The organism is Pedococcus sp. P2_E5 (genome assembly GCF_056403895.1).
Genome location: NZ_JBFUEP010000050.1, coordinates 1 through 22084 on the forward strand (window position 1 = coordinate 1; position 22084 = coordinate 22084).

The window sequence follows — 22084 nt, forward strand, 5'->3', positions numbered from 1 at the left end:
GTTGTAGACGGTGAAGCGGGTCAGGCCCAGCGCCTCCGCGACCGTCTCGGCACTGCGGCGCATCTCGAACGCGCCGCGCTCCTCGAGCAGCCGCACGGCGTGCTGCTTCTCGGCCCGCGGCAGGGCCGCGAGCGAGCCCCCGAGCTCGCGCTCGACGTCTGCGATGAGCCGCGACAGGCCGTCGGTGAGGTCGGTGGCACCGGCCGCGACGTCCCCCGCACCGGTCGCGTTCGCAGCAGCGGTCACCGCGTCGACGTCGCCGAGGGTCAGGGTCACCCGGGTCGCGCCGTGGGACAACGCCTCCTTGAGCGCGACCGCCATCGCGTCGACGACCACCTCGGCGTCGCCCTCCACGGACGTGCCGAGCGGGCCCAGGTCGGGTGACAACCCGGCATACCGGAGGACGTCGGCGGCGGCGGTGACGTGCGCCGGCAGCTGGTCGTCCTCGCCGTGGAACGGCTCGGTCGTGAACTCCACCCGCACCTGCATGCCGCCAACCTACCCGGGTCAGGTGCCGGACGTCCCTCAGCTCGGTGAGCGCTTCGCGAGGCGGTCGATGGCGGCTCGGTCCAGGCCGGTCAGGTGCTTCACCTCCTGCTCGTCCGTGGCACCGCAGTCGAGCGCGCGGACCACGAAGTCGGACAGGGCGCGGGCGGTGGCGGGTTCGTCCATGACACCCGAATCCACCTGTCCCACATAGTTCTTGAGGCGTTGGCCGGCAGCACCCAGGCCTTCGCGGTAGAAGGCGTACGTGGCGAGGAACCGGCTGGGGAGCTGCGCGGGGTGCAGGTCCCAGCCCTGGTAGTAGCCGCGCTCGAGCGAGCGACGGACCAGTCGCCCGTGCAGCCGCCAGGCGGCCAGGACCTGATCCTTGGTGCCTACCGGAAGGATGTTGGTGGACCCGTCCGAGAGGTGCACGCCGGTGCCGGCGGCAGCGACCTGCATGACGGCCTTCGCGTGGTCGGCGGCGGGGTGCTCCATCGACTGGTACGCCGCCGCGATGCCGCACGACGCCGAGTAGTCGTACGTGCCGTAGTGCAGGGAGGTGCATCGACCAGCTGATGCGTGCACCATCCGGGCGACGAGGGCCGTGCCGTCCGGGCCACAGATGGCTTGGGGCGTCTCCACCTGGATCTCGAACCGGATCGCGCCCGCGTCCAGCCCGACACCGGCCTCGACCTGCTCGCAGGCGATGACCATCGCCTCGACCTGTTCGATGGACGTGACCTTGGGGAAGGTCACCACGAAGCCGTCCGGCAGGCGGCCCTCCCTCGTGACGGCCGCGACGAATCGGGCGAAGGTGCGCAGCCCGCGCTGACGCGTCGGCGCCTCGAAGCTCTTGAACCGGATGCCGGAGAAGGCCGTGCCGTGACCGCTGTCGATGGCGCGCACCAAGTTCTCGGCGGCTGCGTCGACCGCCGCATCCTCCTCGTCGTCGCCTCGAGTCCCGTAGCCGTCCTCGAAGTCGATCCGCAGGTCCTCGATCGGTTCGCGCTCCAGCTTGTCGCGCAGGCGGCCGGAGAGGTCCACCGCGAGGTCTGGACGCAGGCCGAAGGCCTCGGCCAGGTCCGTGACGCCACGGCCGTGGTCGGCGAGGGCGGCGAGCGCCTCCCCCTGCCACCGGGGGACGAGGGCGGAGTCGTAGCGGTCGGCCGGCACGTAGACGGTGTGCACCGGCTGCCGGATCGCGCGCTCGCCCGGGAACTGCCGCGCCAGCGCCGCATCGGCATCGCGGAGCCGCTCGTCGAGGGTGGCGCTCAGGGCGTCCAGGTCCACTGTCATCGGGCGGGGGCCTCCGTCGTGGTGTGGGGATGAGTCGTGCCGGCGGTATGCCGTGTGGTGGCGCCGGCGGCCTTGCGCACCGCGGCGGCGACCGCCGGGGCGACGTCGGCGTCGAAGACGCTGGGCACGATGTAGCTGGCGTTGAGCTCGTCAGGGTGGACGCAGTCGGCGATGGCGGTCGCCGCCGCGATCATCATCTCGTCGGTGATGTCGCTCGCTCCCGCGTCGAGCAGCCCACGGAAGAAGCCGGGAAAGGCCAGCACGTTGTTGATCTGGTTGGCGTAGTCCGACCGCCCCGTCGCCACGACCGCCGCGTGCCGGCTCGCCGCCACCGGGTCCACCTCGGGATCGGGGTTGGCGAGGGCGAAGACCACAGCGCGTTCGGCCATCGAGGCGATGTCATCGCCGTCGAGCAGGTTCGGCGCCGAGACACCCACGAAGATGTCTGCTCCCTTGAGCACCTCCTTCAGGGTCCCCTGGACGTGGGCAGGGTTGGTGTTCTTGGCGATCCAGCCGCGGAACTCGTCGCTCGGAGTGACCGACGGGTCCAGTGCCCCGTGTCGGTCACACCCGATGATGTCGGTGGCGCCTTCGGCGGCGAGCAGCCGCACGATCGCGTGGCCGGCCGCGCCGACTCCCGAGACGACGATGCGCACCTCTTCGAGCCGCTTGTCGACGACCCGCAACGCGTTGGTCAGGGCGGCGAGCACGACGATGGCGGTGCCGTGCTGGTCGTCGTGGAAGACGGGGATGTCGAGCTCGTCGCGCAGCCGTCGCTCGATCTCGAAGCAGCGGGGGGCCGAGATGTCCTCGAGGTTCACGCCGCCGTAGACCGGCGCGAGCGCCTTGACGATCATGATGATCTGCTCGACGTCCTGGGTGTCGAGGCAGACCGGCCAGGCGTCGACCCCGGCGAACTGCTTGAAGAGGGCGGCCTTGCCCTCCATCACGGGCAGCGCTGCCGCGGGTCCGATGTTGCCGAGGCCGAGGACGGCCGAGCCGTCGGTGACGACGGCGACGGTGTTGCGCTTGATCGTCAGGCGCCGCGCGTCGTCGGGGTTCGCCGCGATGGCCAGGCAGACCCGTGCGACGCCCGGGGTGTAGGCGCGGGACAGGTCGTCCCGGTGCTTCAGCGGCACCTTGGGCACCACCTCGAGCTTGCCGCCGAGGTGGAGCAGGAACGTGCGGTCGCTGACCTTGCGGACCGTCACGCCGGGAACAGCCGCGATCTCGGCGGTGATGCGGTCCGCATGGTCCGCGTCGGAGGCGTTGCAGGTGACGTCAACCACCAGGACGTTGCTGTGGGACTCCACGACGTCGAGGGCGGTGAGGGCGCCACCCGCCGACGCGACCGCTGCAGCCAGGTCCCCCGTCGTGTCGATCGTGGCCGGCGCCTCGGCGCGCACGGTGATGGAGTACCCGGGGCTCGGTGCCGACATGCCCTGATTCCCTTCGCTGATATTTCGCATCATGGAAGTTTACTTCTGATTTGCGGAATGCTACCCAGCGTCTGTCGACCTGACAAGAGCGCCTGCGAGCGTGCCGAAGGAGGATCGGTCCCGCCTGACAGACTGCAGCGCATGCCGCGCCTGTCCGTCGTGATCGCCAGCACCCGCCCGCACCGCATCGGCCACCTCGTCACGCAGTGGGTGCTCGACGCGGTCCCCCCGGGGTTCGAGGTCACCGTTCACGACCTGCGTGAGCTGGGCCTGCCGTTCCTCGACGAGCCCGGCCAGCCCGCCGACGGCAACTACGCCCACGAGCACACCCGTCGGTGGTCGGCGGCGATGCAGGCGACCGACGCGCTCGTGCTGGTCATGCCCGAGTACAACCGCGGCTACAACGCGGCGCTCAAGAACGCGATCGACTTCCTCTACGCCGAGTGGGAGGGCCTGGCCGTCGGGTGCGTCGGCTACGGCTGGCACGGCGCGAGCTACGCGAAGTCGGCCCTGCGCCAGACCCTCGAGCGGGTCAAGATGACGGTCGTGGACGGCCCCGGGCTGGCTTTCGGGAAGACGCTCACCCAGGAGGGCGAGGTGCAGGCGGGTGAGGCGGAGCAGCTGGCCCTGGACACCATGTTCGCCGAGCTGCTCGCCACCGCTCGCGCCTAGGATGGGCACCAGGAGCAACTGGTGTGCCGGGAAGTCTGGTCGGCGGCGTCTGCGGACGTCTGAGCCGGCATCGACCCCGAAAGGCCCCCAGTGAGCCTCAACCCCCTGCGGCCCCGCCTCTTCGCCCGCACCACGTGGCAGGAGGCGCAGCGCGTCAGCGGCGCGCTGCGCACCGAGACGGTCGGCGGCACCCTCCTGCTGGCCGCGGCGATCGCAGCGCTGGCCTGGGCCAACTCGCCCTGGTTCGAGTCCTACGCCTCCTTGCGTGACTGGCAGGCAGGGCCCCAGGCGTGGCACCTGCACCTCACCCTCGGGCAGTGGGCGGCCGACGGACTGCTCGCGTTGTTCTTCTTCGTCGCCGGCCTCGAGCTCAAGCGCGAGTTCCTCGTCGGCGAGCTCCGCACCCCCGCCAGGGCCGCGCTGCCGGTGGCCGCCGCCCTGTGCGGGGTCGCCCTCCCCGCGATCGTGTATGCCGTGACCGTCACCTTCCTGGGTGCCTCCAGTGAAGCTCTCCGCGGCTGGGCGATCCCGACAGCGACGGACATCGCCTTCGCCCTCGCGGTGCTCGCGGTGATCGGCACCCACCTGCCGTCGGCGCTGCGGAGCTTCCTGCTGACCCTGGCGGTCGTCGACGACCTCGTCGCGATCACGATCATCGCGATCTTCTACACCGAGAGCCTCGACCCGGCCCTGCTGGCACTGGCGCTGGTTCCCCTCGCGGCGTTCGCGTGGCTGGTGCAGCGACGGGTCGTCAGGTGGTGGCTGCTCGTGCCACTGGCCGCCCTCACCTGGGGACTGGTGCACGGGTCCGGGGTCCACGCCACCGTGGCGGGGGTGCTGCTGGGCCTGGTCGTGCCGGTCAAGCCGCGTCCTCGTGTCCCCCGGGTGAGCACCCTGGAGGCGCACGTCGACGTGGCCGAGCGGTTCGAGCACCGGTTGCGACCCCTGTCGGCCGGTGTGGCCGTGCCGGTGTTCGCGTTCTTCGCGGCCGGCGTTCGGGTGGTGGGGGGCGGGTTCGGCGACAGCCTCGCCGACGAGGCGGCCCTCGCGGTCGTGCTCGGACTCGTGCTCGGCAAGCTGGTGGGCGTCTTCGGTGGGACGTGGGCGTTCGCCCGGTTCACGAGGGCCGAGCTCGATGACGACCTCGCGTGGTGGGACGTCGTGGGGTTGTCCCTGCTGGCCGGGATCGGGTTCACCGTCTCGCTGCTCGTCGGTGAGCTGGCCTTCGGCGCGGGCAGCCCTCGCGACGAGCACGTCAAGCTGGCGGTCCTGGTGGGTTCGCTCACCGCGGCGGCTCTGGCCACGGTCGTCCTGCGTGCCCGCAACCGGGTCTACCGGCGCCTCTCCGAGCTCGAGTCCCGCGACGACGACGGGGATGGTGTCCCTGACTGCTTCGAGGTCTCGGATGTGGAGCCCGGACGACGCCGTTAGGGTTGGCAGGCCGGCACACCGGACTCTCAGGAAGCGAAGGTGATCGCGCATGGCCACACACAACGTGAACAACCAGACGGGCACGCAGGCGGGCACCGAGCGGACCATCGGACAGCTCGTCGCCGACGCGACCCACGACGTCTCGACGATCGTCCGCAGTGAGATCGCGCTGGCCAAGGCCGAGATCGCCGCCGACGCCAAGAAGGCAGCCGCTGGTGCGGGGATGTTCGCGGCGGCAGCCTTCGTCGCCCTGCTCGGCCTGATCTTCCTCTTCCACACCATCGTCGCCGTGATCGACATCTGGCTCCCCGAGTGGGCCGGCTACCTCATCACCACCGGACTGCTCTTCCTCGTCGCCGCGATCCTGGCGCTCGTCGGCCGCAACAGCGTGAAGAAGATCAAGGGCAAGCCCGAGCGCGCCATCAAGAACGCCCAGGACACCGTCACCGCCGTCAAGTCCGCGTCCTGACCCGGCCGACGCCCAGCGCTTCACCACCCCCACACCCAGCCGAACGGCATACCCAGTCATGAGTCTCGACGCCTCGATGGCCCTCATCGAGGGCCCGTGGGAGCACCGGTTCGTCGCAGCGAACGGTGCCCGCTTCCACGTCGCCGAGCAGGGTGAGGGGCCGGTCGTCCTGCTGCTGCACGGGTTCCCGCAGTTCTGGTGGGCCTGGCGTCACCAGATGCAGGCGCTCGCCGACGCCGGCTACCGGGCGTGCGCGATGGACCTGCGCGGCTACGGCGCGTCCGACAAGCCACCACGCGGCTATGACACCCGCACGTCGGCCACCGACGTCGCCTCGGTGCTGCGCTCGCTGGGCGCCTCGCGCGCGGTCGTCGTCGGCCACGGCTGGGGCGGCTGGATCGCCTGGAGCATGCCGACCCTGCAGCCGACCGTCACCCGCGCCATCGCGTCGCTCTCGATGCCGCACCCGCTGGTGTTCCGCAAGGCGTCGTTCGCCAACCCCCGACAGCTCAAGGCCAACGCCTATCTCGGCGGCCTGCAACGGCCGTTCGTGCCGGAGCGGCAGATGACCGTCCACGGCGGCTACGTCCAGCGGCTGCTGCGCGAGTGGGCCTCACCCGAAGGGATCTGGCCCTCGCCCGAGGAGGCGCGGACCTACGCCGACGCGATGGCCCTGCCGTTCGTGGCGCACTCGGCCGCGGAGTACTACCGCTGGGTCGTGCGCAGCCAGTTCCGGCCCGACGGCTGGCGGTTCGCCGCGAGGATGCGGACGACCATCACGCTGCCCGTGCTTCAGCTCCACGGCGAGCACGACCGAGCGGTGCTGCCCGACACCTCCAGCGACTCGGCCGACTACGTCGCGGGCCCGTTCGAACGACACCTGGTGCCCGGGGCGGGCCACTTCCTGCCCGAAGAGGCGCCAAGCATGGTCAACGACTACCTCTGCGCCTGGCTCGCCACCCTCCGCTGACCACCCTCCGCTGACCAGCCAGCGCGCCACTGACTCCCACTGACTCCGGCCCCCTCCCGACTTCTGGCCACGGGTGCCGCACGAGGGGAGGATTTCCAGCCCCGCGTGCCGCATGCCTGGCCAGAAGTGCGGGAGAAGTCGCGGGTCAGCTGGCGACGCAGGCGCCGGTGTCGACCGGCGAGGCGGCGCCTGACGCGGCATCGAGGACCGGACGGGCCTCCTCCATGGTCAGGGCATAACCCGTACTGGGGTCGTCCAGCGACTTGGCGAACACCACACCGACGACCCGGCCGTCGGTCGACAGCAGCGGACCCCCGGAGTTGCCCGGACGGATCTGGGCGTACAGCGAGTAGACCTCACGACTGGTCCCGGGACTACCGTAGATGTCCGATCCCCGTGCGTTGACGACCTCGCGGACGCGGGCCGGGTCGAGCCGGTAGGGCCCGTCGAGGGGGAAGCCTGCCACGACCCCGCCGTCGCCGCGGGCGAGGTCCGGGCCCTGGCGCAGCGGTTCAGCGGGAAGGCCGGGCACCGAAAGGACAGCGAGGTCACGCTTCGCGTCGAAGAGGACGACCCGGCCGGTGTAGGACCGCCCGGTGCCGTGGATGCGCAGCGTGGCGGTCTCCATGCCGGCGACGACGTGGGCGTTGGTCACCACCCGCTCGCGGGCGACGACCCATCCGCTGCCCTCCTGACCGCGGTTGCAGGCAGCTGCGACCCCGGTGACCTTGATGATGGAGGCCGCCGCATCACGCACGCCGGCGGTCTGGGCGGCAGACGGGTCCGGAGGCGCGACCGGCGCGATCCGCTCACTCTCGAGCCCGTCGAAGACCCGCGGGAATCCCTCGCGGTCGAGCACCTCACGGAACGACGCGAAGAGCTTCGACGTGCCCGGGGGCACCACGTTGTCGATGGTGCGCAGCACCCGGGACTCACCGATCGCCTTGGCGATGGGTGCCGGGGCGCCACCGCGCAGGGCGCCTGCGATGAACCACACGAGGATCGCGGCGGACAGCACCACGGCCACCGCTCCGAACGTCGCGTCGAACCACTGGGCCGGCTTGATCCTGAGGCGTGACCGCAGCGACCCACCGATCGCCACGGCGACCGCCTGGCCGCTCGAGGCCAGGATGAACACCCCGGCGATGAGCACGACCGAACGCAGCAGCGGTGAGGACTCGAGCTCGGTCCAGTGACCGATCGCCTTGGGCAGCAGCCACATCGCGAGCGCCCCGCCGAGGAAGAAGCCGGCGAGGGACAAGACGCTGACCACCAAACCCTGTCGGAAGCCGGTGAAGCCGTAGCTGATGAAGAGCAGGATCAGGAGGTAGTCCAGGACGGTGAGTCCGAGGAACATCAGGCTCGGCCTTCCGTCGCGGTCTTGGTCAGAGCATCCTGGGACCCACCCGGCCGGTACCGATCGGGGAGTGGACGCTCGACGCTACGGTCCCACGGAACGGTCAAACCTCCGAAATCGAGCACTGCGGACAACAGCCCAGCAGTGAATCCCCACACGAAGAGGCCGTCGAACTCGAACCCCGGCCCCCGGTAGCCACTGGGGTGCGACACGGTGAACCGGGCCGCCGGGTCGAGCAGGTCGGCCAGCGGCGCCCGCACTGCCCGGTGCACCTCGACGGGGTCGACGCCATCGAGCGGACCTGCCTCGCGCCACCACCCCAGCACGGGGGTGACGACGAAGCGGCGCGGGCTGAGGTAGATGTCCGGCAGGGTCGCCACGACGTCGATCGTCGCGGGGTCGATCCCCACCTCCTCCTGCGTCTCGCGCAGGGCGGCCGCGGCGGCGGAGGCGTCGGAGGGCTCGCGCTTGCCACCGGGGAAGGAGATGTCGCCGGGCTGGGTGCGCAGGGTGTGCGCCCGCTCGGTCAGCACGACGTCCTCGCCCTCACCGTCGGAGGGCCCGAACAGGATCATCACGCTGGAGCGCTGCCCACCCTCGGGGGGTGGTGCGAACGTCTCGAAGTAGCCCCGGTCGGCGGCTGCGATGGCGTCGCGGGCGCGGTCGATCCACGCAGGGCGGGCCGTGGTCACGAGGTGGTGACCCCCACCGTGGGTATGCCGCGTGGCTGCGGCGGCGCGCCGGCGGCGGCAGGCGCCGACACGGCATACGGATTGGTCGCCCCGGGGGCGAGCTCGAACTTGAGCAGCTTGTCGGCCTTCACCGGGTCGGTCTCGCCGACGCCGTAGGACGGGCACAACCGGGCGACGGGGCAGGCACCGCAGGCCGGCTTCTTGGCGTGGCAGGTGCGCCGGCCGTGGAAGATGAGGACGTGCGACAGCATCGTCCACTCCTTGCGCGGGATCAGCGCCCCGACGGCGTGCTCGACCTTGACCGGGTCGTCCTCGGCGGTCCAGCCGAACCGTCGGACCAGCCGCCCGAAGTGGGTGTCGACGGTGATGCCCGGGATGCCGAAGGCGTTGCCCAGCACGACGTTGGCCGTCTTTCGCCCGACACCGGGCAGGGTGACGAGGTCCTTCATCCGTGGGGGCACCTCGCCGTCGAAGCGCTCGACGAGCTCGGCGCCAAGCTTCATCACCGAGCTGGTCTTGGCACGGAAGAACCCTGTCGGCTTGAGCAGGGTCTCCATCTCCTCGCGGTCCGCGCCGGCGAGCGCCGCGGCGTCGGGGTAGCGCGCGAAGAGCTGGGGCGTGACCTTGTTGACCATGACGTCGGTGGTCTGGGCCGACAGGACGGTCGCCACGAGCAGCTGGAGCGGGTTCTCGAAGTCGAGCTCGCAGTGGGCGTAGGGGTAGTGCTCGTGGAGCGCCCGGTACATCCGCCGGGCACGCCTGGTGAGGGCGACGGGCGACTCTTCACGGGCGGCCGGCACGGGGGATCCAGACACCTCCACAGACTACGGGGCGGCGCGGACATCCGACGTGGCACACTGTCGCCCGTGGATCACGACGTGGTGAAGAAGGCCCCGCTGTTCGCTGCGCTGGACGACGAGGCGTCCTCGACGCTGATGGCCTCGATGACGCAGACTCGGCTCGAGCGCGGTGACGTGCTGTTCACCGAGGGCGACCAGGGCGACCGGCTCTATGTCATCCGTGAGGGCAAGGTGAAGCTCGGTCGCCGCAGCGCCGACGGTCGCGAGAACCTCGTGGCGATCCTCGGCCCCGGCGAGATGTTCGGCGAGCTGAGCCTGTTCGACCCCGGCCCGCGCACGATGACGGCGACCGCGGTGGCCGAGACCCAGCTGCTGGGCATCGGCAACGACGACCTCAACGGCCTGCTCGAGGGTCGCCCCAGCGTCGCGAAGGTCCTGCTCGCGGCCCTGGCGAAGCGGCTGCGTCGCACCAACGAGAACCTCGCCGACCTCGTCTTCACCGACGTGCCCGGCCGCGTCGCCAAGGCGCTGCTCGACCTGTCGGCCCGCTTCGGCCGCCCCGTCGAGGAGGGGGTGCTCGTCGCCCACGACCTCACCCAGGAGGAGCTCGCCCAGCTGGTCGGCGCCTCCCGCGAGACGGTCAACAAGGCCCTCGCCGACTTCGCCACCCGCGGGTGGCTGCGCCTCGAGGCCCGGGCGGTCCTCCTGCTCGACGTCGAGCGCCTCCAGCGCCGCGCCCGGTGATTCGCCCCTGATTCGCCCGTTCGATGTCAACACGCCGGGGTTTCCCGGCGCGTTTACATCGAATCGCGCCGGAGGTAGTCCAGCTGGGCCGCCACGGACATCGCCGCGGCCGGCCAGACCTCGCGGGGCACGTCGGCATACACCCGCTCGACCACGGCCTGCACCACGTCAGGCGCCTCTCCCGCTCCGTCAGCCAGCGCCTGACGAACCTGCTCGAGGCGTTCGGCGCGGTGGGTCCGGTAGAACGCGACCATCGCCGCGGCGTCCGGCACGACCGGCCCGTGCCCGGGCAGGATCGCGGTCACCGCACCGTCGCCGGTCAGCCGCGCGATGCGCTCCAACGACACGAGGTATGCCGCGAGCTCACCGTCGGGGTGCGCGACCACCGTGGTGCCGCGCCCCAGGACTGTGTCGCCGGTGAGGAGGGCGTGGTCGGCGGCGAGCGCGAACGAGAGCGAGTCGGAGGTGTGACCGGGAGTGGCGACGACCCGCAGGTCGAGGCCGCCGGTGGTGATGACGTCGCCGTCGGCCAGGTCGTCGTGCCCCCGCCCGACCGCGCGGGTCGGGGCGCCGGTGAGCTCCGCGAAGYGCCCTGCTCCCTCGGCGTGGTCGGCGTGTCCGTGGGTGAGGATCGTCTGGGCGACCCGGGCGCCGAGGGCGGACACGGCGTCGACGACGGCCCGGAGGTGGCCCTCGTCGAGAGGGCCGGGGTCGATCACGACCGCATCGGTGGCACCCGGCTCGAGCAGCACCCACGTGTTGGTGCCGTCGAGCGTCATCGGGCTCGGGTTCGGGCACAGGACGCAAAGGGCGCGGTCGGTGACCTGGCCGCCGTGCCAGTCACCGAACGCCGCGGACGGCTCGGGCGGCTGCGCGGGACTCACCCCGGGCCACCCCTCGAGGAACCCTTGCTAGCAAAGGTTCCTCGTTCACGGACAGTGTGCAACCTGTCCGTGAGCGAGTTTCCTTTGCTAGCAAAGGTTGCTGCAGTCATCGGGGGAGGTCCGCCCGCATCACCAGGCCGTTGCCGGTGTCGACCAGCTCGGGCTGCACGGGGGCGATCACGGGACGTTCGGCGATGAACTCCACGGCCGACGTCGCGGCAGCGACCTCCTCGACGGCCACGACGGTGGGCGGGAGCATCAGGGCAGCGCCGTCCCGCCAGGCCTGCAGCAGGTCAGCCGGGCGGACCCAGTCGGCGACGTCGGCCTCGGTGGTGTCGTCGTCGGCGCGCTGACCCTGCGGGACGGCCGCGCTGAAGAACCGGGTGTCGTAGCGCCGCACCTCGAACTCGGGGGTGATCCAGTGGGCGCGGTAGCCGAGCAGGTCCGACCGCAGCAGCAGGTCGTGCTCACGGAGCACCTCTGACAGCGAGGCCTCGCGTTGGAGCAGGCGTCGGCGCTGCTCGTGCCAGTGCTGGCTGCTGACGTCGGCGATCACCTCGTCGGCGCTCGGACCGGCCAGCAGGACACCGCACTCCTCGAACACCTCACGGACCGCCGCCGCCACGAGCACCCGAGCCGTTGGCTCGTCCACCTCGAGTCGCGAGGCCCACTCGGCGGGCGTCGGGCCGGCCCACGGCAGACCGGGGTCGGCGTCGCGCGGGTCGACCCCACCGCCCGGAAAGACCATCATGCGCGGGGCGAACTCCATCGTCGCCACCCGGCGCAGCATGAAGACCTCGACCCCCGAGTCACCGTCCGAAGCCCAGTCGCGCACGAACATGACGGTGGCGGCGCGCTTGGGCACCACCGGACCGTCGGGCGAGGGAGCACTCAGCCAGGAGTCCGCCCTGGCCCGCAGGGACGGTGAGTCGGCGATCGGGAACTCGCGGATCACCACGGGACCACCCCACCGCCCACCCGGTCGATGTAGAACCGCCGGTAACAACCGGCGTGTTTACATCGAACCGGTGGGAGGACGCGGGGCAAAGGACTACTCGTCGGCGAGGGCGACGACGATCTCGACCTCGACGGGCGCGTCCAGCGGGAGCACGGCGACCCCGACGGCCGACCGGGCGTGGATGCCCGCGTCGCCGAAGGCCTTGCCCATCAGCTCGCTCGCGCCGTTGATGACGCCGGGCTGACCGGTGAAGGCGGGGTCGGACGCGACGAACCCGACCAGCTTGACCACCTGGGTCACCTTGTCGAGGTCGCCGACGATGCTCTTGACGGCGGCGATGGCGTTGAGCGCACAGAGCTCCGCGAGCTTCTTCGCGTCCTCCGGCGGCACGAGGCCGTGGCCTTCGCCGACCTTGCCGGTCTGGACGATGGCGCCGGACACCATGGGCAGCTGCCCGGAGGTGTAGATCCGGCGGCCATCCTGGATCGCGGGGACATAGGCGGCCACCGGCTTGGCGACCTCGGGCACCGTCAGGCCGAGCTCGGCCAGACGATCTTCGACTGCACTCATCAGGCTCTCTCCCGCTTCAGGTAGGCGACCAGGCCGTTGCCGTCAGGACCGGTGAGGACCTGGACCAGCTCCCAGCCGTCCTCACCCCACTGGTCGAGGATCTGCTTGGTGGCGTGGACGATGAGCGGCACCGTCGCGTACTCCCATTTCTGCATGTCCCGCAGCCTATCCCCGTGATGTCCGGGCGCCGACGGGCAGGAGTGCACGAGGATGGGGGCATGGCCACCCATCGCGACCCCAGCCAGGTGCTCGACGAGGTGGCCCCTCCCCCCACGCGCACCACGGCCTACGGCGACGATCCCGCCCAGGTCTACGACGTGCGCCTGCCGGACCGGGTCACCCGGAACCTCACCGTGGTCGTCGTGCACGGCGGGTTCTGGCGTCCCGAGTACGACCGCACCCACGCCAGCCGTCAGGCCCAGGCCTTCGCGGACGCCGGCTACCCCACAGCCGCCGTCGAGTACCGCCGGCCGGGGATGCCCGGTGGTGGTTGGCCCGGCACCGCCGACGACGTCGCGGCCGCCATCAGCGCCGTGCGTCGCGACCCCGATCTCGGCCACCCTCCGGTGCTGGTCGGCCACTCGGCGGGGGGCCAGCTCGTCGCCTGGGCCGCCGCCCAGCCGTGGGCCCACGGCCTGCGCGGCATCGTGAGCCTGGCCGGCGTCCTCGCCCTCGGTCACGGCGCCGAGACCGGCGTGGGGGGCACCGCCATCACCGACTTCCTGGGCGGCTGGCCGACCGACTCACCGGAGGCGTATGCCGCGGCCGACCCGCTCGGGCTCGCACCCGGCATACCTGCGCTGTTGGTGCACGCCCACGACGACGACGTGGTGCCGTTCGACCAGAGCGAGCGGTATGCCGCGGCGCACCACGCGCCGAACGTGCGCCTCACGCCGGTGAAGGGCGGGGGGCACTACGGGCTGATCGACCCCGAGCACCCGGCCTTCGCGCAGGTCCTCGCCGCGGTCGACGTGCTCGCCTCCTAGGCTGGCGGCATGCCCGAGACCACCCACGACCTGTCGCAGGTCCGGCTCCACGTGGTCACCGGCAAGGGCGGCACGGGGAAGACCACGGTGGCTGCGGCGCTCGCGCTGGCCCTCACCCGGCAGGGCAAGCGGGTGCTGTTGGCCGAGGTCGAAGGGCGGCAGGGGATCTCGCAGACGTTCGACGTGCCGCCGCTGGGTCACACCGAGACGCGCATCCTGACCGACCGCAGCGGTGGACAGCTCTGGGCGATCTCGGTCGACGCCAAGGACTCGCTGCGCGAGTACCTCCAGAAGTTCTACAAGGTCGGCAAGGCGATGACGGTGCTCGACCGGTTCGGTGCGGTCGACTTCGCCACGACCATCGCGCCGGGGGTGCGCGACGTCCTGCTCATCGGCAAGGTCTACGAGGCTGCGGGTCGCCGCACCGGCAAGGGACCGGCGGCTCCGGCCTACGACGCCGTGGTGCTCGATGCTCCCCCGACCGGGCGCGTCGTGCGCTTCCTCAACGTGAACGCCGAGGTGGCGGACGTCGCCAAGGTGGGGCCGATCCGGTCGCAGGCCGACTCGATCACCCGGATGCTGAGGAGCCACACGACCGCGGTCCACGTCGTCACGCTGCTCGAGGAGATGCCCGTGCAGGAGACGGTCGACGCCCTGGCCGAGCTGCGTCGCACGGACCTTCCGCTGGGGGCCATCGTCGTAAACCAGCTGCGCGACCCACTGCTCTCCGACAAGGCGCTGTCGTCGGTGCGCCGGGCCCGCAACGGGAGGCTGGCCAAGGGCGTCGCGGCCGATCTCGCCACGGTCGGGGTGCGGGTCACCGACGGCATGGTCGCCGGCCTGCTCGCCGACGGCGCCAACCACGCCGACCGGATCGCCCTCGAGCGAGAGCAGGACGCGATCCTGGAGAAGGAGGGCCGGCTCACGATCCGGCTGCCCTTCCTGGCGGAGGGCACCGAGGCCGGCGGGATCACCGTGCTGGCGCAGTCGCTGGGCGAGCAGGGGATGGTCTGATGGCCGCACGCACGCCCGCATCAGGCACTCCCGCATCAGGCAGCTCCACCCCCGGCAAGACCGCCGCCCTCGACCTGGCGGCCCTGCTGACCGACCCTTCGACCAGGATCGTCGTCTGCTGTGGGGCAGGCGGGGTCGGCAAGACCACGACGGCCGCCGCACTCGGGCTGTGGGCGGCAGAGCACGGCCGCAAGGTCGTCGTCCTCACGATCGACCCGGCCCGCCGGCTGGCCCAGTCGCTCGGACTGACCGAGCTCGACAACACGCCCCGTCCGGTGCTCGGCGTCGTCACGGGCGACCAGCCGGGCGGCTCGCTCGACGCGATGATGCTCGACATGAAGCGCACCTTCGACGAGGTGGTCGAGCAGCACGCCACCCAAGACAAGGCCGCCCAGATCCTCGCCAACCCCTTCTACCAGGCCGTCTCCAGCTCGTTCGCCGGCACGCAGGAGTACATGGCCATGGAGAAGCTGGGCCAGCTGCGGGCCGAGGCCGGCCGCGACGGCCGCTGGGATCTCATCATCGTGGACACGCCCCCGTCACGGTCGGCGCTGGACTTCCTCGACGCCCCCAAGCGCCTCGGGTCGTTCCTCGACGGCCGCTTCATCCGGCTCCTCTCCGCCCCGGCCAAGGCCGGTGGGCGCGCCGGGTTCAAGGTGTTCAGCGTCGGGGTCAACGTCGTCACCACCACCCTGTCCAAGGTGCTCGGCGGCCAGCTGCTGCAGGACGTGCAGACCTTCGTGGCCGCCCTCGACACGATGTTCGGTGGCTTCCGCGAGCGCGCCGACCAGACCTATGCCCTGCTCAAGGACTCGGAGACGGCCTTCGTCGTGGTGGCCGCGCCGGAGCGCGACGCGCTGCGCGAGGCGTCGTTCTTCGCCGGCCGCCTCGACGAGGAGGGTATGCCGCTCGCCGGCCTGGTCGTGAACCGGATCCAGCGCGTGGCCGCGCCTTCCCTGACGGCCGCACGAGCCCTGGCAGCGGCGGAGCAGCTCGCCGATGCCGACGACCCGTCCCCCACGGCGGCGACGGCCGAAGGCCTGCTCCGCCTGCACGCGTCCCTGGCCGAGACGGCGGCGCGACAGGAGCGACTGGCCGCTCGGTTCACGGCCGGACACCCCGGCATACCGGTCGTCGAGGTCCCGGCGTCCGCGCAGGACATTCACGACCTCGACGGCCTGCGCGAGATCGCCACCGCCCTGACCGCCGGGTGAAGCGCCTCCGGACGCGACAAGGTCCCTGACCCGGGGGGATGGGCAGGGACCTTGTCGTGGAGGTGGGAGTCGGGGGGTGGGACCAGTCAGGCGCTCTCGGCCTCCGCCGGCGTCTGGTTGCGGGCCTGGGCGAACAGGGCGGCCCACGAGGAGATGTTGGGTCGGCGCTTGAGCAGGGCCCGGCGCTCACGCTCGGTCATCCCGCCCCACACGCCGAACTCGGTGCGGTTGTCGAGGGCGTCCGCGAGGCACTCGGCGATGACGGGGCACCGCTGGCAGACGACCTTTGCGGTCTGCTGCGCTGCGCCCTGGACGAACAGGGCATCCGGGTCGGACTTGGAGCAGGAGCCCATGGGCGCCCAGTCATCCATCCATCCCATGCCGACAGCCTGTCCGCCGGGTCGCGCTGGTGCGATGGTCATCTCAGTGCCTCCAGATACTGCTGATTCAGACGCTTCGCTGTGCGTCTTATGTCCGTATCGACGTTTGAAAACGATAGGAAGTGAAGGCACCTTCACGACATGGCCCATTCGTGTAGTTCTGCGATGGCCGAAGGGACTAGTCATTTCGAGCCATGCCGTCCCAGCACGAAGGGGTGAAGGCCAAACACGGCAAACGTGACAAGTGGGCCCAATTCGAAGCGCTCGTCGTCCGGAACCGGGTTACCCCATGTTCGGCAGTTACCCTGTGGCCATGCACGAACGCGCCACCGACCTCGGAAAAGTTGTCAGTCTGCTCGGAGCCTTTGTCGCCACGGCGATGGTTGCGGGCATCTTGGCGGCCGGTCTGCTGATCCCCGCAGCCTTCGCCACGGGCCGCACGGCCACCGGTGGAGTGAAGATGTTCGACGACCTCCCGGGGGAGTTCACCGCCACCCAGCTGTCGCAGCAGTCCACGATCAAGGACGCGCGCGGCGGGATCCTGGCGACTCCCCAGCAGGAGAACCGGATCATCGTCAACCTCAAGGACGTCGCGCCGATCATGCAGAAGGCGCAGATCGCGATCGAGGACAGCCGGTTCTACGAGCACGGCGGCGTCGACCCCCGCGGCATCCTGCGTGCGGTGGCGTCCAACGCCCAGGGCGGGGACACCCAGGGTGCCTCCACGCTGACCCAGCAGTACGTCAAGCTCACGCTGCAGGAGAACGCCCTGCGCAACAACGACGAGGAAGCGGCCCAGGCCGCGGTGCGCAAGAGCGCCTCGCGCAAGGTGCAGGAGATCAAGTACGCGGTCACCCTGGAGAAGGAGATGACCAAGGACCAGATCCTGCAGGGCTACCTCAACCTGGCCTACTACGGCGACCTCGCGTACGGCATCGAAGCCGCCGCCCAGCACTACTTCAGCGTCAGCGCCAAGAAGCTCAACCTCCCCCAGGCGGCCCTGCTGGCCGGGCTCGTCCAGAACCCGGGCAAGACCGACCCCCGCAACAACCCCGAGAAGGCCCAGGCCCGCCGCGACGTCGTCCTGGACCGGATGCGCTCCCTCAACATCATCACCGACAAGGAGCTCAAGGCCGCCAAGGCGATCCCGGTCCGGAAGATGCTCAAGCTGAAGAACCCGCTGAGCAACTGCGCCGCGTCGTCGGAGCCGTACTTCTGCAACTACGTCATGGCCTACCTCAAGGACACCAGCAACCACGCCCTGGACGCCCTCGGCAAGTCGGAGCCGGAGCGGATCAAGAACATCACGGGCGCCGGGCTGACCATCCAGACCACCCTCGACCCCGTCGTGCAGAAGATGGCGCTCAAGGAGCTCACCAAGCGTGTGCCGGTGGGCAACAAGGCGCTGCGACGGGCCAAGGGAGACAACTCCAAGAGCGGCAGGACGCAGTTCGTGGGCGCCGCAGCCAGCATCGTGGCACCGGGGACCGGCCGGGTCGTGGCCATGGTCCAGAACACCAGCTTCCCCAGGTCCAGCAAGGACACCAGCGTCGCCTACAACCAGGTGAACCTGAACGTGGACCGCAGGTACGGCGGCACCGTGGGCCAGCACTTCGGGTCCACGGCCAAGATGTACGCCATCGTCACCGCGCTGGAGAAGGGTCTGTCGGTCAACGGCACCGTGCCCTCCAAGTACGCCAACACCAAGCGACCGGCCGTCTACAGCCCGGCGGAGCAGGGATCCTGCGGCTCGCAGGTCGCGTGGGAGGTCCGCAACGACGAGTCGATCGGCGGCAAGCCGATCCCCTTCAAGAAGGCGACCGCCAGCTCGGTCAACACCGCCTTCGCCTCGCTGGTGCTCAAGCTGGGCGTCTCGAACGTCCGCAAGACGATGACGACGATGGGGCTGCACCAGGGCAGCGGCGCGCAGATCGAGTGCTACCCCTCCCCCGTGACGCTCGGCTCGTCGGACGCGACCCCGCTGACCCTGGCCGCGTCGTACGCGACGCTGGCCGCGGACGGCAAGTACTGCCCGCCGAACCCCATCCTCTCGATCACCACGGCGGACAAGAAGCCGCTCAAGATCGGCGCCAACCCCTGCAAGCAGGTCATCGACAAGGACATCGCGCGCGGCACCACCGAGCTCCTCAAGGGCGTCATCACGAACGGCACCGGCAAGGCCGCCTCGCTCGGCAGCCGTCCGGCCGCGGGCAAGACGGGCACGACCGAGGACAACGCCGAGGGCTGGTTCATCGGCTACACCGCCCAGCTGTCGACGGCGGTGTGGATCGGCACCCCCGACAGCCAGTCCAGCCTCCGGAACCTGACGCTCGGCGGCCGCAGCTACGGCGACATCTTCGGTGGCACGCTGTCCGCCCCGACGTGGCGGGCGATCATGCTCGGCGCCTCCGAGGGCATGCCCGAGCGGCAGTTCGGCGAACCCAGCAACAAGGTCCTCAACGGCGACCGCATCGCGGTGCCGGTCGTGAGCGGCATGTCGATCGCCGAGGCCAGCGCACGGCTCAAGGAAGCCGGCTTCCTCGTCCAGGTGGCCGGGCAGGCCAACAGCGGGTACCCGCAGGGCATCGTGGTCTACACCGACCCGAGCGGCTCAGCCATCCGCGGGTCGACCGTCGGCCTCTACGTCTCGTCCGGCTTCGTCCCCATCCCGAAGCCGACCCCCACCCCGAAGCCGACCAAGACCAAGGGCGGTCCAGGTCCCACGTTCCCGCCACCACCAGGGTGATCCCACCCCCACCATCGTGACCGAGCGGGGCCCCTCACCATCCCGGTGGGGGGCCCCGCCCCATTCGGTATGCCGCGTGAGTGGCCGCTGCGCGTGCGCTCTAGCCACGCGGCATACCTCAGGCCTTGGTCAGTGCCGCCCTGACGGCGGCAGCCACGCGCCCGCCGTCGGCGCGGCCGGCCACGACGCCCTGGGCGACCTTCATGACCTGGCCGAGCTGCGGCATACCGGTCGCGCCGGTCTGCTCGATGGCGGCCGCGACGATGGTCGTGAGCTCGTCGTCGGAGAGCTGGGCGGGAAGGTAGGCCTCGAGCACGAGGAGCTCGGCCTCCTCCTTGGCCGCGAGCTCGGGGCGGGCCGCGCCGGCGTAGGCGGTCGCGGCTTCCTTGCGCTTCTTGGCCTCCTTGGCGAGCACCTTGAGCACCTCGTCGTCACTGAGCTCGCGGGCTTCGGTGCCGGAGACCTCTTCGTTGGTGATGGCGGTCAGTGCCAGACGCAGGGTGCCCGAACGCACCTGGTCACGCTGACGGATCGCGTCGGTGAGGTCGCTCTGGACGGTGGCCTTGAGGCTCTGGTCGGTCATGCGGCCAGTCTCTCAGGCGGTGGGTGGTCCGACCTACCGGCTTTCTGTTGGGGCGATAGCTTTGCAAGGATGGCGGTGATGAACACGATCCTGGGGGCTGCGGCCGGCGTCGCCGCGCTCGGTGTGGCCGGCGTCGGCTATGCGAGTGCGGTGGAGCGGAACTGGTTCGCGCTGCGCCGGTTCAGCGTGCCGGTGCTGGCTCCGGGAGCGCGTCCGCTGCGGATCCTGCAGATCTCGGACCTGCACCTCGTGCCCCGGCAGCGCCGCCGCGTCGAGTGGGTGCGTGGGCTCGCGGCGCTGTCGCCCGACCTGGTCATCAACTCGGGTGACAACCTGGCCGCGCTCGATGCCGTTCCGGGGGCACTGCACGCGATGGAGCCGCTGTTCGCGTTCCCCGGCGTCTTCGTCATGGGCTCGAACGACTACTACGCCCCGGTGCCGAAGAACCCCGCTCGCTACCTCACCCGACGCCATGCCGAGGCACCGCCCGGGCTGGTGCACCTGCCCATCGAGGAGCTGCGCGCGGGCCTGCGCGAGGGCGGCTGGGTGGACCTCGACAACGTGCGCACGACGCTCACGCTGGGGGGCGCCGAGGTGGAGCTCGTCGGCACCGGCGACGCCCACATCCACAAGGACAGGTATGCCGCTGTGGCCGGTCCCGCGTCCACCGCGGCTGCACTGACCATCGGCGTCACGCACGCGCCCTACCAGCGGGTGCTGGACCCCATGGCGGCCGACGGGGCTCGGCTGCTGGTCGCGGGGCACACCCACGGCGGCCAGCTCGCGCTGCCGTTCCACGGCGCGCTGGTGACCAACTGCGACCTGCCGACCGACCGCGCCAAGGGGGTCTCGCGGTGGTGGCCAGGGGCCGGGTCGGCGCCGTCGTCGGCGGCTCCCCCGGACGCGGCGTGGCTGCACGTGTCGGCCGGGCTCGGCACCTCGCCGTACGCGCCGGTGCGGTTCGCCTGCCGGCCCGAGGCCAGTCTGCTGACCCTGGTGCCGGTCGGCTCCTGAGCAGGCGCGGGGCACCCGGCACACCGATTGGGAGGGGCCGGGTCAGGTGGGCTATCCTTCGATGTCGCTGCTCCCGTCGAACTGGCGTGGGTGGCGATAGCCACGGGGTGTGGCGCAGCTTGGTAGCGCGCTTCGTTCGGGACGAAGAGGCCGCAGGTTCAAATCCTGTCACCCCGACGCGACAAAGGGCCGGAACGGCGTCAGCCGGACCGGCCTTTGTCGCGTCCGGGGACATGATGCAGGGAGCCGGAGCGCGCGGCTGAGGGACGAAGCCGGACGCGACGGGGGCTCCTGTCACCCCGACGCAACGCAAGGCCCCGGCGAGTGCGCCGGGGCCTTCCGTGTCGCCGTGGCAACCAAACTCTCGGTTTGCAGCGATCGGTTACAGCGAGGTGAGCCGACCCGACGACTCGTGCCACGGGATCGCGAACCGTCGGATGCCTGCGACGATCGCGTACAGCAGGAAACCCAACAGGGTCATGATGATCACGGTCGCGAACAGCTGATCGGTGCGCAGGCTGGCCAGCATGACCACGGCGAGGGCTCCCAGTCCCTCAGATCCTCCCAGGTACTCCCCGACGACTGCTCCAGTGATGGCGAACACGATGCCAAGTTCCACGCCGGTGAGGACGTAGGGCAGTGAGGACGGTATGTCCAGTGAGATCACTCGCTTCCACCACGGAGCTCGGATCACCCTCATCAGGTCACGGTGGCCCTGGTCGATGGAGCGGATGCCCAGGATGGTGTTCTGCATCATCACGAAGAAGCTGATGATCGCAGCCATGAAGATCTTCGAGGTCGTCCCGAAACCGAACCACAGCAGGAACAGCGGAACGATCGCCACCTTCGGCACCACCTGCGTGGCGACCAGGAAGGGAGAAAGCACGCGCTCCAGGTTGCGCGCTCGACCGAGGAGGATCCCCAGGGAGATGCCCACCACAGCCGCGAGAGCAAACCCGACGACGGTCTCGTACAGCGTGATCCGGATGGCCTCGTACATGAACGGCTCACGCACGAGCTTGACCAGTGCCGCGCCGACGTCCTCGGGCGCAGGCAGGAGGAGCGGACCGACGTCGAACAGCACCGTGTAGGCCTTCCACACTCCAAGGAAAAGAGCAAGCAGAAGGGGCGTCGTGATCCAGAGCAGAGCACGGCTCTCCCCCACACGACGAAGCGATGCACGCTGGCGACCACGTGACCGGTCTCGCGCCGCGGCGGAGGAAGCCTTCGTCGCCTCAGGCCCGTCGCCCTTGTTGATGGTGCTCACTGGGTTTCCTCCGTATCGCTGACCGGAACGCCGTACCGGATAACAGTATTTCTTGTCGAACTTGTGGTCAAGGGGTTCGGCCCCTGCGTCTCGCCGCTTGACATGAAGGAGG

At 70.6% G+C, this 22084-nt stretch carries 23 protein-coding genes and 1 tRNA gene; 11 read left to right on the forward strand and 13 right to left on the reverse strand.

Annotated features, from left to right (window positions below):
• The 3 genes from AC1DVZ_RS16035 to AC1DVZ_RS16045 form a co-directional block, all read right to left on the reverse strand.
• On the reverse strand, positions 1–489 hold a 489-nt coding region (locus AC1DVZ_RS16035; RefSeq protein WP_477619206.1), incomplete at its 3' end, for a helix-turn-helix domain-containing protein.
• Positions 490–525: 36 nt separating this feature from the next.
• Positions 526–1782 carry a DUF6986 family protein gene (locus tag AC1DVZ_RS16040; protein ID WP_477619207.1) on the reverse strand — a complete coding sequence of 419 codons (1257 nt, stop codon included), beginning with the start codon at positions 1780–1782 and terminating at the stop codon, positions 526–528.
• Entirely contained in the window at positions 1779–3221 is a 1443-nt protein-coding gene (locus AC1DVZ_RS16045) for an NAD-dependent malic enzyme (RefSeq protein WP_477619208.1), read from the reverse strand. Before AC1DVZ_RS16045 ends, AC1DVZ_RS16040 begins: the two co-directional genes overlap by 4 nt.
• Positions 3222–3362: 141 nt before the next feature.
• Here AC1DVZ_RS16045 and AC1DVZ_RS16050 point away from each other — a divergent pair, with 141 nt between their 5' ends.
• The 4 genes from AC1DVZ_RS16050 to AC1DVZ_RS16065 all read left to right on the forward strand — a co-directional run bounded on the left by AC1DVZ_RS16050 (position 3363) and on the right by AC1DVZ_RS16065 (position 6763).
• On the forward strand, positions 3363–3893 hold the full coding sequence (locus AC1DVZ_RS16050; RefSeq protein ID WP_477619209.1) for an NADPH-dependent FMN reductase: 531 nt from the start codon (positions 3363–3365) through the stop codon (positions 3891–3893).
• 90 nt (positions 3894–3983) lie between these two features.
• Positions 3984–5324, forward strand: coding sequence for a Na+/H+ antiporter NhaA (gene nhaA, locus AC1DVZ_RS16055; protein WP_477619210.1), 1341 nt, complete (start codon positions 3984–3986; stop codon positions 5322–5324).
• A gap of 49 nt (positions 5325–5373) precedes the next feature.
• Positions 5374–5793 carry a phage holin family protein gene (locus AC1DVZ_RS16060; protein WP_477619211.1) on the forward strand — a complete coding sequence of 140 codons (420 nt, stop codon included), beginning with the start codon at positions 5374–5376 and terminating at the stop codon, positions 5791–5793.
• 58 nt (positions 5794–5851) lie between these two features.
• The gene (locus AC1DVZ_RS16065) at positions 5852–6763 is read left to right on the forward strand and encodes an alpha/beta fold hydrolase (protein ID WP_477619212.1); all 912 of its coding nucleotides are present in this window, start codon (positions 5852–5854) and stop codon (positions 6761–6763) included.
• A gap of 145 nt (positions 6764–6908) precedes the next feature.
• Here the strand turns inward: AC1DVZ_RS16065 and AC1DVZ_RS16070 are convergent, their stop codons facing one another.
• From AC1DVZ_RS16070 to nth, 3 genes are read right to left on the reverse strand one after another with little or no spacing between them, the layout of a single operon-like run.
• Positions 6909–8120 (reverse strand): MarP family serine protease, encoded by a 1212-nt coding sequence (locus AC1DVZ_RS16070; RefSeq protein WP_477619213.1) that lies wholly within the window; start codon positions 8118–8120, stop codon positions 6909–6911.
• A complete protein-coding gene (locus AC1DVZ_RS16075; protein WP_477619214.1) occupies positions 8120–8812 on the reverse strand; it encodes an NUDIX hydrolase in 693 nt (230 codons plus the stop codon). Before AC1DVZ_RS16075 ends, AC1DVZ_RS16070 begins: the two co-directional genes overlap by 1 nt.
• Positions 8809–9558 carry an endonuclease III gene (gene nth / locus AC1DVZ_RS16080; RefSeq protein WP_477619236.1) on the reverse strand — a complete coding sequence of 250 codons (750 nt, stop codon included), beginning with the start codon at positions 9556–9558 and terminating at the stop codon, positions 8809–8811. Before nth ends, AC1DVZ_RS16075 begins: the two co-directional genes overlap by 4 nt.
• A gap of 120 nt (positions 9559–9678) precedes the next feature.
• Here nth and AC1DVZ_RS16085 point away from each other — a divergent pair, with 120 nt between their 5' ends.
• Positions 9679–10356: a Crp/Fnr family transcriptional regulator gene (locus AC1DVZ_RS16085; protein WP_477619215.1), complete on the forward strand. Its 678-nt coding sequence runs from the start codon at positions 9679–9681 to the stop codon at positions 10354–10356.
• A gap of 53 nt (positions 10357–10409) precedes the next feature.
• Here the strand turns inward: AC1DVZ_RS16085 and AC1DVZ_RS16090 are convergent, their stop codons facing one another.
• The 4 genes from AC1DVZ_RS16090 to AC1DVZ_RS16105 form a co-directional block, all read right to left on the reverse strand.
• Entirely contained in the window at positions 10410–11240 is an 831-nt protein-coding gene (locus tag AC1DVZ_RS16090) for an MBL fold metallo-hydrolase (RefSeq protein WP_477619216.1), read from the reverse strand.
• A 106-nt stretch (positions 11241–11346) separates the two neighbouring features.
• A complete protein-coding gene (locus AC1DVZ_RS16095) occupies positions 11347–12198 on the reverse strand; it encodes an NUDIX hydrolase (protein WP_477619217.1) in 852 nt (283 codons plus the stop codon).
• A 93-nt stretch (positions 12199–12291) separates the two neighbouring features.
• Positions 12292–12768: a RidA family protein gene (locus AC1DVZ_RS16100; protein WP_477619218.1), complete on the reverse strand. Its 477-nt coding sequence runs from the start codon at positions 12766–12768 to the stop codon at positions 12292–12294.
• Positions 12768–12923: a DUF4177 domain-containing protein gene (locus tag AC1DVZ_RS16105; protein WP_477614564.1), complete on the reverse strand. Its 156-nt coding sequence runs from the start codon at positions 12921–12923 to the stop codon at positions 12768–12770. The genes AC1DVZ_RS16100 and AC1DVZ_RS16105 overlap by 1 nt, the downstream gene beginning before the upstream one ends.
• A gap of 63 nt (positions 12924–12986) precedes the next feature.
• Between AC1DVZ_RS16105 and AC1DVZ_RS16110 the strand changes: the two genes are divergently transcribed.
• The 3 genes from AC1DVZ_RS16110 to bagB are packed head-to-tail and all read left to right on the forward strand — an operon-like array spanning position 12987 to position 15982.
• A complete protein-coding gene (locus AC1DVZ_RS16110) occupies positions 12987–13754 on the forward strand; it encodes an alpha/beta hydrolase family protein (protein ID WP_477619219.1) in 768 nt (255 codons plus the stop codon).
• Between the two features lie 9 nt (positions 13755–13763).
• Positions 13764–14768: an ATPase BagA gene (gene bagA / locus AC1DVZ_RS16115; RefSeq protein WP_477619220.1), complete on the forward strand. Its 1005-nt coding sequence runs from the start codon at positions 13764–13766 to the stop codon at positions 14766–14768.
• Positions 14768–15982: an ATPase BagB gene (gene bagB / locus AC1DVZ_RS16120; protein WP_477619221.1), complete on the forward strand. Its 1215-nt coding sequence runs from the start codon at positions 14768–14770 to the stop codon at positions 15980–15982. Before bagA ends, bagB begins: the two co-directional genes overlap by 1 nt.
• Before the next feature lie 86 nt (positions 15983–16068).
• Here bagB and AC1DVZ_RS16125 read toward each other — a convergent pair whose 3' ends face one another.
• The gene (locus tag AC1DVZ_RS16125) at positions 16069–16353 is read right to left on the reverse strand and encodes a WhiB family transcriptional regulator (RefSeq protein ID WP_477619237.1); all 285 of its coding nucleotides are present in this window, start codon (positions 16351–16353) and stop codon (positions 16069–16071) included.
• A gap of 322 nt (positions 16354–16675) precedes the next feature.
• Here AC1DVZ_RS16125 and AC1DVZ_RS16130 point away from each other — a divergent pair, with 322 nt between their 5' ends.
• Positions 16676–19108, forward strand: coding sequence for a transglycosylase domain-containing protein (locus AC1DVZ_RS16130; protein WP_477619222.1), 2433 nt, complete (start codon positions 16676–16678; stop codon positions 19106–19108).
• Between the two features lie 118 nt (positions 19109–19226).
• On the opposite strand, the gene AC1DVZ_RS16135 is transcribed toward AC1DVZ_RS16130, so the two are convergent.
• Positions 19227–19691: a GatB/YqeY domain-containing protein gene (locus AC1DVZ_RS16135; protein ID WP_477619223.1), complete on the reverse strand. Its 465-nt coding sequence runs from the start codon at positions 19689–19691 to the stop codon at positions 19227–19229.
• A gap of 78 nt (positions 19692–19769) precedes the next feature.
• On the opposite strand from AC1DVZ_RS16135, the gene AC1DVZ_RS16140 reads away from it, so the two are divergent.
• Positions 19770–20705, forward strand: a complete 936-nt coding sequence (locus AC1DVZ_RS16140) for a metallophosphoesterase (RefSeq protein ID WP_477619224.1) — start codon at positions 19770–19772, stop codon at positions 20703–20705.
• Positions 20706–20808: 103 nt separating this feature from the next.
• Positions 20809–20882, forward strand: a tRNA-Pro gene (locus AC1DVZ_RS16145).
• 205 nt (positions 20883–21087) lie between these two features.
• Here AC1DVZ_RS16145 and AC1DVZ_RS16150 read toward each other — a convergent pair.
• Complete coding sequence (locus AC1DVZ_RS16150) at positions 21088–21972, reverse strand: ABC transporter permease (protein ID WP_477619225.1); 885 nt, start codon at positions 21970–21972, stop codon at positions 21088–21090.
• Between the last annotated feature and the right edge of the window lie 112 nt (positions 21973–22084).

Coding starts and splice junctions, on each gene's coding strand:
- AC1DVZ_RS16140 (WP_477619224.1), top strand. CDS start 19,770: ATGAACACGATCCTGGGGGCTGCGGCCGGCGTCGCCGCGCTCGGTGTG.
- AC1DVZ_RS16105 (WP_477614564.1), bottom strand. CDS start 12,923: ATGCAGAAATGGGAGTACGCGACGGTGCCGCTCATCGTCCACGCCACC.
- AC1DVZ_RS16065 (WP_477619212.1), top strand. CDS start 5,852: ATGAGTCTCGACGCCTCGATGGCCCTCATCGAGGGCCCGTGGGAGCAC.
- nth (WP_477619236.1), bottom strand. CDS start 9,558: ATGTACCGGGCGCTCCACGAGCACTACCCCTACGCCCACTGCGAGCTC.
- AC1DVZ_RS16125 (WP_477619237.1), bottom strand. CDS start 16,353: ATGGATGACTGGGCGCCCATGGGCTCCTGCTCCAAGTCCGACCCGGAT.
- AC1DVZ_RS16135 (WP_477619223.1), bottom strand. CDS start 19,691: ATGACCGACCAGAGCCTCAAGGCCACCGTCCAGAGCGACCTCACCGAC.
- AC1DVZ_RS16110 (WP_477619219.1), top strand. CDS start 12,987: ATGGCCACCCATCGCGACCCCAGCCAGGTGCTCGACGAGGTGGCCCCT.
- AC1DVZ_RS16060 (WP_477619211.1), top strand. CDS start 5,374: ATGGCCACACACAACGTGAACAACCAGACGGGCACGCAGGCGGGCACC.
- AC1DVZ_RS16100 (WP_477619218.1), bottom strand. CDS start 12,768: ATGAGTGCAGTCGAAGATCGTCTGGCCGAGCTCGGCCTGACGGTGCCC.
- AC1DVZ_RS16040 (WP_477619207.1), bottom strand. CDS start 1,782: ATGACAGTGGACCTGGACGCCCTGAGCGCCACCCTCGACGAGCGGCTC.
- AC1DVZ_RS16130 (WP_477619222.1), top strand. CDS start 16,676: ATGCACGAACGCGCCACCGACCTCGGAAAAGTTGTCAGTCTGCTCGGA.
- AC1DVZ_RS16070 (WP_477619213.1), bottom strand. CDS start 8,120: ATGTTCCTCGGACTCACCGTCCTGGACTACCTCCTGATCCTGCTCTTC.
- AC1DVZ_RS16050 (WP_477619209.1), top strand. CDS start 3,363: ATGCCGCGCCTGTCCGTCGTGATCGCCAGCACCCGCCCGCACCGCATC.
- bagA (WP_477619220.1), top strand. CDS start 13,764: ATGCCCGAGACCACCCACGACCTGTCGCAGGTCCGGCTCCACGTGGTC.
- bagB (WP_477619221.1), top strand. CDS start 14,768: ATGGCCGCACGCACGCCCGCATCAGGCACTCCCGCATCAGGCAGCTCC.
- AC1DVZ_RS16045 (WP_477619208.1), bottom strand. CDS start 3,221: ATGTCGGCACCGAGCCCCGGGTACTCCATCACCGTGCGCGCCGAGGCG.